We start from the raw sequence: 13,760 nt of genomic DNA, 5'->3' as shown, positions 1-13,760 counted from the left end.
ATAAATTAATTAAATATTATAAAATTATTAATGACTTTTACAAAGAAAATTGTAAAATAGAAGAACAAAACATTTTACTACAAGAGTATAATTCCATATTGCTTTCAATATTAAATAAGAAAGGAATTTAATGATGAAGAAACTCATTGTATTGTTAAGTTTTATTACAATTTTATTGATCAATAGTGTGCATTTAGATTCTACTAAACATATTATAGTAGATGATTCAATTCATACAAAAGAAACGAAACCGTTAGCGCTAGATGATCCAATCAATCCAAAAGGATATAAAAAGAATTGGTTCAAATGGTTATAAGGCATATGAGTACGATAAACTTAAATACATCGTTAATTAAATAACAAGTTCGGTTTAAGCGTACAAAAATATAGTTAGATTAAGTAATAAGAAGACCGAATCACAATTGATTTGGTTCTTTTTTTTGCAAGAAAACGGTAACTCCGACAATAGAAAAAAGTAGAATCATTCTATTTTAAGAGTATTAGATGTAATTAGTAATAAGATAGATTCTCATAGAGTCCCCACTTTAACACATAAAGCGGAAGGTGCTCGACTCCTGTGGGATATATGCGGGATAGGGAGACCCCACAGGAGCGAATGTGACGAGGAGGCTCCTCAGAGCACGTCCCACGGAAAGCGAGTATCCTGGAGTGGAAATTAACGCATTCTAAACAGAAGATAATTTGGCGTAACTTTGATATGTTACTTACTTCAAACGAAAATCGGTTGTTATAAACACAATGTTTTTTTTCATTGCAATCTTACTTATGGAAGAAGGAATTTTAATAACAAATACGAAATTAACAATCTAGTGAATAGTAAAAAAGTATGAATGTACTATATTTAAAGTTCAGGAGGATTAGACGATGGGAATGAGTGCTAGTTTTTATAGAGTTTCTAATAGTATGCTTCAAACAATTATGTCAAACATAGATGATATTGACGAAATACTGTATGAATCACAAGAGATTCAAGATACTGAGTTAGACATTGATAAATCCTGGCATGGGATTAATTTTCTACTTACTGGAGATGCGAGCTTTGAAACGGCAAATCAATCATTAGCTGGACAGGCTATTTTAGGTGGAGAAGAAATAGGTGAAGATCAGGGGTATGGACCATTACGATTTTTACCGGCAAGTAAAGTGATCGAAATTCACCGCGAATTATCAAGTATTTCAGTAAGTGAATTAACTTCTAGATTTCATTTAGAAAAAATAAACAAAGAAGAAATTTATCCATCGGACGGTAACTGGACTGAAGAGGATCGAGATTATTTAATGGAACATTATGTAGAATTAGTTAAATTTTATCAAATAGCAGCTAGCAATGAAGAAGCGATTCTACTTTTAATACATTAATGAAGAGTTAATTTTTGTTACTTGATCCTATTTAAATCAGTCGGTTTTTACGATTTCATACTAAGGTCTGATTTTATTTAATGCGTAAGGTCATTATCTAATAAAGCTGATATCCATAAAATAAGAGTATGAGAAATCTTATTTATGGAGGCTATAAAATGAAAAAATCATTTTTTATTGCTGTTTTAGTGGGTGCGACACTAGTTGTGACAACAGGTTGTAATATGTTTACAAATGGAAAAGTAAAAGAAGAGTTATTCTCAATTGAAAAAGATAACGCAAAATCATTGGACGTTAAGGTGGACTTAGGTGCAGGGAAGTTGAATGTTAAGAAAGGCGGAAATGAGTGGGTAGAAGGAATTGCCGAATATAGTCATAAACCACTTAAGCCTGAAATATCTTACAAATTGAATGGGTCCAAAGGTAAAGTGAAGATCGAACAAGGTAAACATAAATTGCCAAATATGAAGATTGGTAAATTTAAAAATGAATGGAACTTAACGCTCACGGATCAAATTCCTTTAGATTTAGATGTTAATGCAGGAGCTTCAAAAACAGATCTTGATTTGAAAGGATTGGATCTTAACTCATTGGATATTGAAAATGGAGTAGGAGAACTTACAGTTGACTTAGGTGGAGACTGGAATCATAGTTTTAATACAAAAATCGAAACGGGTATTGGAAAAACAACAATTATTTTACCCTCAGACATCGGCGTGAAAATACACTCAAATAAAGGAATTGGGAAAGCAAACGTTGTCGATTTTATTTCCAAAGGCAATGGTGTTTATGTAAATGAAGCTTATGAAAGTGGTAAAGAAACGTTAACTGTTGATATGGATATGGGTGTAGGTGAAGTTTCATTTAAATTAGACTAACAAAATGATGTTAAGTGGGCTGTTTATGTGAAAACAGTCCATTATTTATATTTGATGAAAAGGAGGGCTTATGTTGCAAGCCAAAATCGATTCTGTTGTAAAATGTATGACATCAAATAATGACATGTCCAACATACAAAGTATCCAAACTGAACATCGATTTAAACTAGTAAATTTTTGGAATATTAAAGAAGGAAGTAAGGTGTTAGAAATAGGATGTGGACAAGGGGATACAACGGCAGTACTGGCATATACTGTTGGTAAAAATGGATTCGTTCATGGAATTGATAAAGGGTCAAGGGATTATGGAAGTCCAACAACTTTAGGTGAAGCAGCGGATCATTTACTGAATTCATCAATAGGAAATCAAATACAAATGGATTTTGAAATTGACTTATTATCACCTCAATTTGATTTTCCAACGAAAGCATTTGATTATATTGTCTTGTCTCATTGTTCGTGGTATTTAAGTTCAACTGAAGAATTAACTGAGATTTTGAAAAAAATAAAAAAATGGGAAAAAAAAATATGTTTTGCAGAATGGGACACAAGAATTAGTGAAATTGAACAATATCCTCATTTATTATCAATATTAATACAAGCACAATATGAGTCATTCAAGCAAAATAGTGAATCAAATATACGAACACTTTTTACTCCAAACGATTTGAAAACAGTTACTGGAGCAGCAGGGTGGACGATCATTGATGAAAAAATAATCAGTTCTCCAAATTTACAGGACGGTAAGTGGGAAGTGTATAAAACAATAGAAGATATCGACTTAGAACTAAGTCAAATAAATGATATGCCTGCAAAATTTAAAGGGCTTATTCAATCTGAAATGAAAATGTTAGAAGATAGTATCCATTCAAATGGGATTAAGCCACTATCTATTTTCGCATTTGTAGCAGAGTAGAGAAAAAAGCATCTAATTTTTTAGATGCTTTTTTTCACTTAATACCTATAAGGATAGTTTCTTTGATATACATAAGGGTTGTATGAATAATTTCTTGGATCTAGATAAGGATTGTATTGATCATTCCTTGAATAGATATATGGAAATGATGGGTAGTGATAAGGGAATAAGTATACTTCTGTAATTGATGATAAAGGAATGGTGACCCTATTATAACGTCGATATCTTGGACCGAAAGTTTCGCTGCCATGACGTGGTACTTCGTAGTCTGAATCTGGTGGTGCAGCTAAATCTTCTGGTGTAAGTAAGGTTGCATTTTCGTTATCGGATTCTAATAAAACGCCTTCTAATAACGCTCGTTCTTCAGTTTGAAATACTACATAACAGTCTTTATATGACTTACATTTACCACTCAAATTTCTTATGTTTTCGCTCATGAAATCCCTCCCATGATGTATTCTTTACTTAATGTATGAAAATAAAGAAGGTGCTAGAATATTGTCCAATATAATTGATTCATACGAACATGAGTCATAATTATCGAATGAGATGTTTCTAAATTGTAAATTTTTATATTTTACAAAAAATAATTTAGTAAATGCCATGTAAGTTATCTATAATTTTAACTTAAGGATAAAATAAATTAAAAATGAATGAGTGCAAGAAATTTGTAAAAACACTAAATATAAAAATGGATTTAGGTGAGCATATGCAAGAAAAAATTTTAATTGTGGATGATGAAAAGAGTATTTTAGATCCATTATCATATGCCTTCAAAAGAGAAGGTTTTATCGTCGAGACTGCAGTTAATGGGATTGATGCATTATCAAAAGTTCCTATATTCAAACCAGACATTATGATATCAGATATCATGATGCCAGAAATGAATGGACTAGATTTATGTAAACAAATTGAAAACAAAGATGGAATGGGGATTATTTTACTGACCGCAAAAGATGATATTATAGATCGAGTTTTGGGTTTAGAATTTGGTGCCGACGATTATATTACAAAACCGTTTGATATCAGAGAACTACTTGCAAGAACAAGATCTTTATTAAGGAGACTGAAAAAGTCATCCCATATTGAGGAACAGAAAATTAAAATAATCACAATTCGAGAGCTAGTGATCAATCTTGAACAAAGAAAAGTGAGTATCAGTGGAAATTCAATTGAATTAACCCCGAAAGAATTCGATTTATTAGCATTACTGGCTACGAATATAGAGCGTATTTTTCGACGTGATGATTTACTAGATTTAGTATGGGGAATTGAATACATTGGTGGTACACGAACTGTTGATATTCATATTCAACGATTACGGAAGAAGCTTGGTAAGTCGCACCAACATTACATTCAAACTGTATTTGGTATTGGTTATAAAATGTCAGGGGAAATAAAATGAGGTCTAGTATTAAATTTAAATCAAGTTTGTTTTTAGCCATTCTACTAATTGGTACTGTATTTGGATTAAGCTTACTTATTCTAAAAGGAATACATGAAAATCAAAAAAAGCAAACTGAAGACATGCTAGCTCAGCAGAGTAAACTTGCAAATGTATATGTAAAACAAGTGTATCTTAGCCAAACTTCTGAAAATCCAAATGATTTTTTTAAACGTTACGGTTTTGAAATTGCTAGACAGATCGGTATTATCAGTAGTTTACATGTTACGATTTATAATATGACTGGAAATATTGTTGGGGACTCACTTCCCCTAGAGACTACAACCAATAAAGATATAGAAGATACACTTCAATTTGGGCTAAAAGGGAAAACTGTATATCAAGAAGCTAATGAAACATTAAATTATTTCGCACCTATTTACAGTGCAAATAATCAGATTGGTGTTGTTCAATTTGACTATTCATTAGTTAAGAATAATGAATTTTATGATGATATCATTAAGCTGTTTATAAAAATAGGCATGATCATCATTGTTCTAAGTTTTATCATTGGATATTTGTTCTTCAATTCACTCGTTAATAATATATTAAAGCTTAGAAAAGTGACCGAGGAAATTAAATCTGGGCAATACCCTAATCGGTCAATTTTAAATCGAAATGATGAGTTAGGTTATTTAAGCCAAGCCATATATTTTATGAGTAATGAAATTCAAAAAAATATAAAGGGCATGCAACAAGAAAAAGATAATCTTCAATTGGCAGTTGATAAGCTGAAAATTTTAGAACAACAGCAAAAACATTTTATTGGTTCAATTACTCATGAGTTTAAAACGCCACTAACTGTTATCAGAGCTTACATTGATTTGTTGGATATGTACGCTGATGATCCTAAATTAATTGATGAAGCAAAAGATAATATTGGCAAGGAATCTCGACGTCTTTATGAAATGGTAGAAAAGATTTTAAAATTAGCTGAACTAGAAAAATATGATTTTGAATTAAATAAAGAAAGTATTGATGTAAAGGGGCTATTAGAAGATTATTGTCTACGTATGAAAGGGAAAATCACAAAATTTGGATTAACAATTCAAACTAATTTTCTTCCTGCTAATATTTATATCGATAAAGAAAGTTTCACATTAATTTTTATGAATCTATTGGATAATGCAATTAAATATAACAAAACTAATGGTACCATCATCGTTTCAAATGAAATTATAAATAATCGTGTATTCATTAGTATTAGAGACACCGGGATTGGGATACCTACTAATGTAATTGATAAAATTTTTGAACCGTTTTATACAGTTAATAAAGATCGTTCACGCCTATCAGGTGGATCAGGATTAGGATTAGCGTTAACGAAAGACTTGATTGAAAAGCAAAATGGAACGATTACCGTTGAATCAAAAGAGGGAAGTGGCTCTAATTTTATCATTGCATTTCCTAAAATTGATTAATGAAAATTTACAATTTGGAAACATCTGATGACCTAAATTGAAACATCAAAAACATATCATACAAATGGTAAGAGCAAAGGGGAGTGGTATGGTGGATATAAAGAAGGGGCATATATTGATCTTGATCATAGCATCTTGTTCTTTTATCTTAACTAGTTGTGGATTACAAAACGAAAATGATAGTGTTGTCATTGAAAAGAAAAATAAAAAAATTACTGTTCTTACCAAAAATGAAGAAGTTGTTACAAATGAACTTGCGTTAGAAAAAATAGACAGATATGAAGGTATTCGAGGAACAGATTGGTTAAACGAAGAATCAATTTTAATTGAACAAAAAAATACTAAAATGCCAAAGACAGCAATGACTGATGAGGGGCAGTACGTTCATCACGTAAATTTATTTAGTTACGATCTACTAACAAAAACAGCGAATGTTATATCTGGTGAAGAAAGTGGACAAATAGGTGCAATCATCTCACCAGATAAAAAGCATATTTTTTATAAACAATCGATCGATGGAACCACTGGGACAGGATATATTATAAATCTCGATAGTAAGAAAAAAGTAAAAGTAACCGATGTTGATAAAATCTTTGCATTTTCAACTGAGGGGAGATGGATCAACAATCAAACAATCATCTTTCCAACCATTGACCAACAAATGTTTAGTGCAGATGTTAATGGTAAAGTAATCAAAATTGATTCGAATAAAGATGTAATAAATGTTTTAAAAAAGAAATTTGGTGGATTAAGAGTAGAGTGGGTTATACCGTCACCGAATCATAAGAAATTTGTCATTGTGAGGAAAATATCTCAAACAAAAAGAGAACTACTAATAACCGATGTAAGTGGTAAAAAAACAGTTTCATTAGCTAAAGGTACCCAAATATTTGGATCTAGCTGGTCTCCAGATTCAAAAACCATCGCTTTTTCGGTTATTTCTGAAGATAAAGGGGAACGAGGGTTATTTGTTATAGATGTGAATACGAAGAAGATTACTCAACTCTCTACTGATTTAGACGAAATTTCAGGGCCAATAACTTGGAGTCCTTCAGGTAAGAAACTACTCGTCTCAAAAGTAATCTCGAAATATAATAAAAATGAATTTGTTGCGTATGTTTTAACCTTGAAAAGTTAGTAATGAATAAAATTAGTTTCTAATAAAGTGAGTGAAAAATAAGCTCACTTTCTTTTTTTTACAAAATTTTTAAAAGATGTTTTAATATAGTTATACATTATTTAATTATTTTAAATATTTTAAAAATATCCTGCGGTGATATTCTTTAATACAAGTATAAGGAGATTTATGATATGAGGAGCAAAAATAGTAATCCGAGGAAAAGCAAGAGTAAAAAAATTGTAGTTTGGATGATGATTTTAGCTCTATTTGGATTTATTTCGATTATTAGTCATTATGTATATTCAACCATACTAAATCACAAACAGAACATAGCAGAAAATAAAGAAAATCAAAAATCTGATGAAGAAATTAGTCCAATAAAAAAACCTGAAAATAAACAAGAAGACAAACCAATCGTAAAGCCACCAGTAAAGGTACCACCTGTAAAACCTGTTACAGAAACAACAATAAAAGTAAGTGCGGCTGGCGATTTTACAATTGGAACTGATGAAAATTTTTATTTTACTGATTCATTTGTTGACGAGGCTAATAAGCATGGATTAGATCATTTTGTGAAAAGATTGGATAACATCTTTCAACAAGATGATTTTACGACAGTCAATTTGGAAACAGCACTAACAAAAGCAACAAAGAAAGCAGTGAAAAAGTTCCGTTTTAAAGGGGACCCATCATACGCGAAAATATTGACTTTTGGAGGAATTGAAGCTGTTAATCTAGCAAATAACCATAGTCACGATTATTTGCAAAAAGGTTATGAAGATACAATTTACTCATTAAAAAAGCAAAAGATTGGTTATTTTGGTTACAATGATTCGTATGTAACAACTGTAAAAGGAATAAAAATTGGAGCACTTGGTTATGAAGGATGGAATGATTCTCCTGAATTTAGAGTTAAAATAAACAATGATATACAACGATTGCGAAAAGCTGGAGCCAAGATTGTACTCATTAACTTCCATTGGGGGATTGAAAGAGTATATGTTCCAAATCAAACACAGAAAAATTTAGCCCATTATGCAATTGATCATGGTGCAGATCTAATTGTTGGTCATCACCCTCATGTAGTTCAAGGAATTGAAGAGTACAAAGGAAAATTCATAGCCTATAGCTTAGGAAATTTTATGTTTGGAGGTAATAAAAATCCAAGTGATAAAGATACATTCGTTTTCCAACAAACGTTCCATTTCAAAAATAACACGTTAACAAATCAAAAACAGATTAAAGTAGTACCATTTTCGGTTTCGTCTGTTTCATACCGAAATAATTATCAACCAACGTTATTAAAAGGGTCAGAAGCAAAAAGAGTTAAAAATAAGATCATTCAAGTTTCAAATAAAATTAATGGTTCGGCTTGGACTAAATATGAAAAATAATGGGTTCAGATGAAGGGTGAAAATTAAAAGATAAAAGGCATTGCTCAAGAAGCGATGCCTTTTATTGTTGAGGTTCTTTTGATATGTAACTTAAGCATGGGGTGGGTGTATCAAAAGTTTCATTTATGATTTGGATTGTAGTAGGTATTCTTTCTTAAATATGGAATGCTGCTTTTTTAAAGAAGGATTTTGGTAAATTTATAGAGAATCAAAGTTATTACCAGAAAACGTTAGAGGATTACCAAATAAAATATAGGAGGAATAAGAATGGATTTACAATTTATTGCTTTCCTTAGTTTTATTTTCGTATCACTTATTTTATCAGTTTGGTTAGAGGTCAAAATGCAAAAGAATACAAATAGTATTTTGGCAACTATGTCGATTGCATTTAATATCAATTTACTTGTACTAGGTAGTGGAAGTATATGGTTATTATTAAATGCAGATTATGGCTATAATATTTTTTCAGGTGTATATACATTAATCGTCGCTTTCATTGGTATTTTCTTGATTAATATTTTGGTTATGTTTTTCTTAAGACAACGGACTGTTGAATAAACTCTACTTTTATAGAATTGGAAGAGCATTACTTCTTTTAAAGGAGTAATGCTTTTTGCTTGGCTGTTTTCTATCTAATCTATTAGAATAGTGACTTTTCATTTGGTTAAAGAGGAATTTCGTTACAGTACATAGAAATTAGTTAAATTGTTAAAACGGAGGGGTTTTTATGTTTACCGTAAATGTTGAAGCTGCGATCAACCATGATGGCAAATGGTTAGTTATAGAAAGAAGTAAGAAAGAAGAGCATGCAGGTGGAATGCTTTCATTAGTTGGAGGTACAGTTGAACTAGGACAACAACCTATAGAAATTTTAGAGAGCAATCTTAAGCGTGAAGTACTTGAAGAAGTAGATGTTGAAATAAAAAATGTAAATTATCTATATAGTTCTGCGTTTGTAACAGACAAAAATGAACATGTTTTGAATATTGTATTTTTATGTGAATATAAGTCAGGCATTGCTTACCCTAAAAGTCCTGATGAAGTAGAAGATGTAAAATGGATGACATCAGATGAAATCGAACGACATAGTAAAGCGCCTGTTTACTTAAAAGAAAGTATCGAACAAGCCGAGTTAAAAATGGGTTTGACTAGTTAGAATCAATTTGTAGGAGAGAGTCTGTATGAAGAAAATATATATTGTTCGACATTGTGAAGCAACTGGACAACCACCTGAATCAAGCCTTACTCAAAATGGGTTTGAACAGTCTTTAGAGCTAAATCATTTTTTTACGAATATACTAGTTAATCGCATTATTTCCAGTCCGTTTTTAAGAGCGGTTCAATCAATTCAACCAACGGTAAACCATAAAGAATTGCAGTTAGAAGTTGATCATCGTTTGGCTGAACGAGTTTTAACTACAGAGGTATATCCAGATTGGCTTACAAGATTAGAAGAAACCTATTCTAATTTAGAACTAAAGTTTATTGGTGGAGAATCAAGTAAAGAAGCGATTGAGCGAGTTCTTTCATTAGTTAAAGAAATCATCAATCATGAAAGTGAGCATACCATTATTGTTACTCATGGTAACTTAATGTCATTATTGCTGATGCATTTTGATTCAGAGTTCGGCTTTGCACAATGGAGAATGCTTAGCAATCCAGACGTATATGAACTGAGTATTGATCCTCAACATACTGAGTTTAAACGGATTTGGAATGGATGAATGATAGAGTGTTAAACAAAAAAAGGTTGATAAGCGGAGGAAGAGAGACCGATTGGCTGTACTATAAACCGATCGCCAAAGAGCTGAATCAACAATAGGAAGAGCCTATCATAATGCTAGGCTCTTTTTTAGTCATTCTTTCTTATTTCATAACTGACTTTATTTCAAGTAGATCATTAATGATAAAATCTGCGTGAGCAAGCTCAGCTTCTTGTGCAAAGTCAAATCGACAACCGATAGCTGTTAAGGAATTTTTTTTTGCAGATTGAATGTCTGATAATCGATCACCTACTACAAAACCTTCTGACAAATGATACTTTTTAAGAATCATTTCAGCTAAAAGTGATTTATCTAGTGACTCGATTTGCTGAATGCTAAAAATCTCTTTGACATATTGATTTAATTGGTAATAGTTTACGATGGATTGTAAATATTCAGATTAGCCATTACTCGCAATGAAAATTAAATAATCTTGATCTAATAACAGTTCAAAAGTCTCAATTACATTTGAATATAATGCGCCTTTGCCCAATTGTATGTTCTCGATTAAGCGCTGATGGAAAAATGCATTCGCGTGCTCTCTAATTTCATGTGAATGTTGCGGTAATAAGGTCTCCCAAACAACAGGTAAAGGTACGCCCATAATTTCGTTATATTGATCGATAGGTGTAGTTCTATCCCATAATTTTTGTTGCCGTAAGTAGTCAAAGACATCTTCGAGAGAAGTAGCTAAAATTTTTTGCGTTTGGAATAAAGTGCCATCCATATCAAATATTGCTGCTCGTTTCATAAACAATATCCCCCAATTTTCAATCTGATTTAATGGTAGCATATTTGACTTTTTAGTTGGTAAACAGTTTTTAATATTGAGTCAGTTATAAGAAGTGGGTACAAAACGATATTTAGTCAGAAGGATTGTCTGATATTTTGACTGATAGAAATATGATAGTTGGAAAAAATAGTTGAGAAAATATTGTTGACATGAAACCAAAAGGTTTTATATAATTCGATATGTAACCAAATGGTTTTATATTAATGAAAGAGGGATTGAATAATGAGCGTTCAAAATCTAGTAGAAGATATTAAACAAACAGTCGTTTACAATGCACCAATCCAAAAAGTATGGAATTTTGTTTCAACTGCAGAAGGTATTTCAGCATGGTTTATGCCGAATGATTTTCAACCGGTTGTTGGACATGAGTTTCACTTACAGTCACAATTCGGACCATCTCCTTGTAAAGTATTAGAAGTAGATGAACCAAACAAAATTACTTTTACATGGGATCTTGATGGTTGGTTTGTTTCATTTTTATTAAAAGAAGTTGGAGATAAAACTGAATTCACACTAATTCACGGTGGTTGGAAACCAGCGGATGAAATCTTACCGAAACCACAACAAAAAAGTAGCGAAATTCGCGAGCGCATGAATGGCGGATGGATTGGCTTAGTTGCAAGACTTAAAGAAGTTGTTGAGAAATAGTGTCTACTTCCCCACAAAAATATGATGTATTCCAAGCAATAGCTGATCCGACTAGAAGAGAAGTACTAAGATTACTTGCGAACAAAGAGTTACCGATTTCTGAGATATCAAGTAATTTTACGATGAGTCGAACAGCGATTGCTAAACATCTGCATATTCTTTCTGAAGCTGAGCTTGTAACTGATCGAAAGGTTGGAAGAGAAAGAAGATATACTTTACAACCTGAAGCTTTTCGTGAATTGAAACAATGGTTAGCATATTATGATCAGTTTTGGTCTAATAAATTATCCATTCTCCAACATCTTGTTGAAAACAATGAAGAGAATAGTATTAAAGTTGTACCAACGAAAGATGATAAAGATTTGTAAATAGTTTGGTGTATAAAGACGAGCCTAATAATAGGTTCGTTTTTTTATATTTAAGCTCTATTACTGTTATTTGTTGGTATTTTAAAAACGATCTTTACATAGACATTTGTTTCGATAACGTTATAATAATATAATGTGGCAAAAATCAAAGGAATAGAAAGCTCATATTTGAGGGGTATTGAAATGCATAAAGGTATATATATTTTAGCAATCGCTACGTTTGTAGCAGGAACAGTGGAATTTATTATTACAGGATTATTGGCAATGATTGCAGGTGATTTACATGTATCTGTAGGTATCGTTGGCCAATTAGTTTCGATCTTCTCTTTAGTTTTTGCTATTGGAGCACCTGTTTTTATTGCAATTACATCAAAAGTTGAGCGACGAAAGTTATTACTAATTGCAATGACCGTATTCTTCATTGGAAATGTGATATCAATTATCAGTCCTAACTTCACTATATTATTAATAGCTCGAATCATACTTGCAGCAAGTTGTTCAGTTGTTATTGTCGTTTCAATTACTACTGCGGCGAATATCGTGTCTAATGAAATTAGAGGGAGAGCAATCGGCGTTATTTTTATGGGAATCAGTTCTTCTTTAGTGTTTGGTGTTCCTCTAGGCACATTAATTGGAGAGCATTATGGTTGGAGAATGACATTTGCTTTAGTTGGGTTTTTAAGTTTATTATCAATGGTAGGGATTATAAAGTTTCTTCCAAAAGTGAATCCACAGCCTTCAATTCCATTAATTAAACAAATCGCTACATTAAAAAATAAACGTATTTTGTCTATTCAGTTAATCTCATTTTTACAATTAACTGGTCATTTTACAATATACACTTACTTAACTCCTTTCCTGCAAAGCACAATGGGGTTATCTACTAAAATGATTAGTATCTCATTACTGATTTTTGGGGTAGCTGGTATTTTAGGCGGTTGGATTGGCGGTTGGTCTACAGATCGCTTTGGAGGACCTAAAACGATTTTAATCTTATTAGGATTGTTAGCAATCTCAATCTTATTACTTCCGATTGCAACAAATTCTATTATCAGTTTAATGATGATTCTCTGTTTGTGGGGTTGTTTTTCTTGGTCACTTAGCCCAAGCATTCAGGATAGTCTTGCGAAAGCAGCGAAGGATACAGCAGATATTCAGGTTGGTCTAAATAATTCCTTTTCACATATCGGAATAGCATTAGGATCTAGTTTAGGTGGGATTCTGATAAATGAATATACTGCTAGGACGAATGCAGTAGTGGGAGGCATAATTGTCATTTTAGCATTGGTCTCAGCTGCCTATTCATTTACTCTAAATAGTAGAGCAGTGGCAAAAACGAATTAGGTAAAATTGCATAAAGAAGGAAAAAAGCGATGCATAAATGTATCGCTTTTTTTAATATACTTGTCGATTTATATTTTGAATTACCTATTAAACAACTAAATTCTTTAGTGAAAATGGCCGATAAAATGGATGTCAAATATAAAAAATTGTTATCTCTGGGGGGAGCATCCATTGAAATGGACGATCGGTAAAAAATTATTTACTACATCAATGTTAATCATGTTAATCATGGTTACACTAAGTGCTTTTTCATTAAGAAATACTTATACACTAAACAATAGTACACAGCAA

The 13,760-nt window shown here is 31.7% G+C and carries 15 protein-coding genes and 1 pseudogene; 14 read left to right on the top strand and 2 right to left on the bottom strand.

What is annotated here, in order from left to right; genetic code table 11:
• Positions 1-133 precede the first annotated feature (133 nt).
• The 4 genes from V7056_RS12155 (at position 134) to V7056_RS12140 (ending at position 3,174) form a co-directional block, all read left to right on the top strand.
• Positions 134-316, top strand: coding sequence for a hypothetical protein (locus tag V7056_RS12155; RefSeq protein WP_499702275.1), 183 nt, complete (start codon positions 134-136; stop codon positions 314-316).
• 569 nt (positions 317-885) lie between these two features.
• Positions 886-1,380, top strand: coding sequence for a YfbM family protein (locus V7056_RS12150; RefSeq protein WP_499702272.1), 495 nt, complete (start codon positions 886-888; stop codon positions 1,378-1,380).
• Between the two features lie 158 nt (positions 1,381-1,538).
• Positions 1,539-2,258, top strand: coding sequence for a toast rack family protein (locus V7056_RS12145; protein ID WP_499702270.1), 720 nt, complete (start codon positions 1,539-1,541; stop codon positions 2,256-2,258).
• Between the two features lie 70 nt (positions 2,259-2,328).
• Positions 2,329-3,174 (top strand): class I SAM-dependent methyltransferase, encoded by an 846-nt coding sequence (locus V7056_RS12140; protein ID WP_499702268.1) that lies wholly within the window; start codon positions 2,329-2,331, stop codon positions 3,172-3,174.
• A gap of 38 nt (positions 3,175-3,212) precedes the next feature.
• Here the strand turns inward: V7056_RS12140 and V7056_RS12135 are convergent, their stop codons facing one another.
• Positions 3,213-3,611 (bottom strand): hypothetical protein, encoded by a 399-nt coding sequence (locus V7056_RS12135; protein WP_499702266.1) that lies wholly within the window; start codon positions 3,609-3,611, stop codon positions 3,213-3,215.
• Between the two features lie 272 nt (positions 3,612-3,883).
• Between V7056_RS12135 and V7056_RS12130 the strand changes: the two genes are divergently transcribed.
• The 7 genes from V7056_RS12130 (at position 3,884) to V7056_RS12100 (ending at position 10,277) form a co-directional block, all read left to right on the top strand.
• Complete coding sequence (locus V7056_RS12130; protein WP_499702264.1) at positions 3,884-4,579, top strand: response regulator transcription factor; 696 nt, start codon at positions 3,884-3,886, stop codon at positions 4,577-4,579.
• Complete coding sequence (locus V7056_RS12125; RefSeq protein WP_499702262.1) at positions 4,576-6,039, top strand: sensor histidine kinase; 1,464 nt, start codon at positions 4,576-4,578, stop codon at positions 6,037-6,039. Before V7056_RS12130 ends, V7056_RS12125 begins: the two co-directional genes overlap by 4 nt.
• A 91-nt stretch (positions 6,040-6,130) precedes the next feature.
• Positions 6,131-7,177, top strand: a complete 1,047-nt coding sequence (locus V7056_RS12120; RefSeq protein ID WP_499702260.1) for a TolB-like translocation protein — start codon at positions 6,131-6,133, stop codon at positions 7,175-7,177.
• 173 nt (positions 7,178-7,350) lie between these two features.
• Complete coding sequence (locus V7056_RS12115) at positions 7,351-8,553, top strand: CapA family protein (protein WP_499702258.1); 1,203 nt, start codon at positions 7,351-7,353, stop codon at positions 8,551-8,553.
• A 267-nt stretch (positions 8,554-8,820) separates the two neighbouring features.
• Complete coding sequence (locus tag V7056_RS12110; protein ID WP_499702256.1) at positions 8,821-9,111, top strand: hypothetical protein; 291 nt, start codon at positions 8,821-8,823, stop codon at positions 9,109-9,111.
• Positions 9,112-9,280: 169 nt separating this feature from the next.
• A complete protein-coding gene (locus V7056_RS12105; protein ID WP_499702255.1) occupies positions 9,281-9,709 on the top strand; it encodes an NUDIX hydrolase in 429 nt (142 codons plus the stop codon).
• Positions 9,710-9,734: 25 nt separating this feature from the next.
• On the top strand, positions 9,735-10,277 hold the full coding sequence (locus V7056_RS12100; protein WP_499702253.1) for a histidine phosphatase family protein: 543 nt from the start codon (positions 9,735-9,737) through the stop codon (positions 10,275-10,277).
• Between the two features lie 142 nt (positions 10,278-10,419).
• Here V7056_RS12100 and V7056_RS12095 read toward each other — a convergent pair.
• Positions 10,420-11,067: pseudogene (locus tag V7056_RS12095) on the bottom strand (HAD hydrolase-like protein).
• Positions 11,068-11,331: 264 nt separating this feature from the next.
• Between V7056_RS12095 and V7056_RS12090 the strand changes: the two are divergent.
• The 3 genes from V7056_RS12090 to V7056_RS12080 all read left to right on the top strand — a co-directional run bounded on the left by V7056_RS12090 (position 11,332) and on the right by V7056_RS12080 (position 13,469).
• Positions 11,332-11,757: an SRPBCC family protein gene (locus tag V7056_RS12090; protein WP_499702251.1), complete on the top strand. Its 426-nt coding sequence runs from the start codon at positions 11,332-11,334 to the stop codon at positions 11,755-11,757.
• A complete protein-coding gene (locus V7056_RS12085; protein WP_499702249.1) occupies positions 11,757-12,125 on the top strand; it encodes an ArsR/SmtB family transcription factor in 369 nt (122 codons plus the stop codon). The genes V7056_RS12090 and V7056_RS12085 overlap by 1 nt, the downstream gene beginning before the upstream one ends.
• A 183-nt stretch (positions 12,126-12,308) precedes the next feature.
• Positions 12,309-13,469 (top strand): MFS transporter, encoded by a 1,161-nt coding sequence (locus V7056_RS12080; protein WP_499702247.1) that lies wholly within the window; start codon positions 12,309-12,311, stop codon positions 13,467-13,469.
• Positions 13,470-13,760: the final 291 nt, after the last annotated feature.

Origin of the sequence: Bacillus sp. JJ664 (assembly GCF_036962205.1) — a bacterium.
GTDB lineage: Bacteria > Bacillota > Bacilli > Bacillales > Bacillaceae_G > Gottfriedia.
This window is presented reverse-complemented; position numbering and strand designations above follow the sequence as displayed.

Excerpts from the sequence above, each read along its gene's own strand:
- V7056_RS12135 (WP_499702266.1), bottom strand. The coding sequence starts at position 3,611 with ATGAGCGAAAACATAAGAAATTTGAGTGGTAAATGTAAGTCATATAAA.
- V7056_RS12150 (WP_499702272.1), top strand. The coding sequence starts at position 886 with ATGGGAATGAGTGCTAGTTTTTATAGAGTTTCTAATAGTATGCTTCAA.
- V7056_RS12100 (WP_499702253.1), top strand. The coding sequence starts at position 9,735 with ATGAAGAAAATATATATTGTTCGACATTGTGAAGCAACTGGACAACCA.
- V7056_RS12110 (WP_499702256.1), top strand. The coding sequence starts at position 8,821 with ATGGATTTACAATTTATTGCTTTCCTTAGTTTTATTTTCGTATCACTT.
- V7056_RS12090 (WP_499702251.1), top strand. The coding sequence starts at position 11,332 with ATGAGCGTTCAAAATCTAGTAGAAGATATTAAACAAACAGTCGTTTAC.
- V7056_RS12155 (WP_499702275.1), top strand. The coding sequence starts at position 134 with ATGAAGAAACTCATTGTATTGTTAAGTTTTATTACAATTTTATTGATC.
- V7056_RS12130 (WP_499702264.1), top strand. The coding sequence starts at position 3,884 with ATGCAAGAAAAAATTTTAATTGTGGATGATGAAAAGAGTATTTTAGAT.
- V7056_RS12140 (WP_499702268.1), top strand. The coding sequence starts at position 2,329 with ATGTTGCAAGCCAAAATCGATTCTGTTGTAAAATGTATGACATCAAAT.
- V7056_RS12115 (WP_499702258.1), top strand. The coding sequence starts at position 7,351 with ATGAGGAGCAAAAATAGTAATCCGAGGAAAAGCAAGAGTAAAAAAATT.
- V7056_RS12105 (WP_499702255.1), top strand. The coding sequence starts at position 9,281 with ATGTTTACCGTAAATGTTGAAGCTGCGATCAACCATGATGGCAAATGG.
- V7056_RS12125 (WP_499702262.1), top strand. The coding sequence starts at position 4,576 with ATGAGGTCTAGTATTAAATTTAAATCAAGTTTGTTTTTAGCCATTCTA.
- V7056_RS12145 (WP_499702270.1), top strand. The coding sequence starts at position 1,539 with ATGAAAAAATCATTTTTTATTGCTGTTTTAGTGGGTGCGACACTAGTT.
- V7056_RS12080 (WP_499702247.1), top strand. The coding sequence starts at position 12,309 with ATGCATAAAGGTATATATATTTTAGCAATCGCTACGTTTGTAGCAGGA.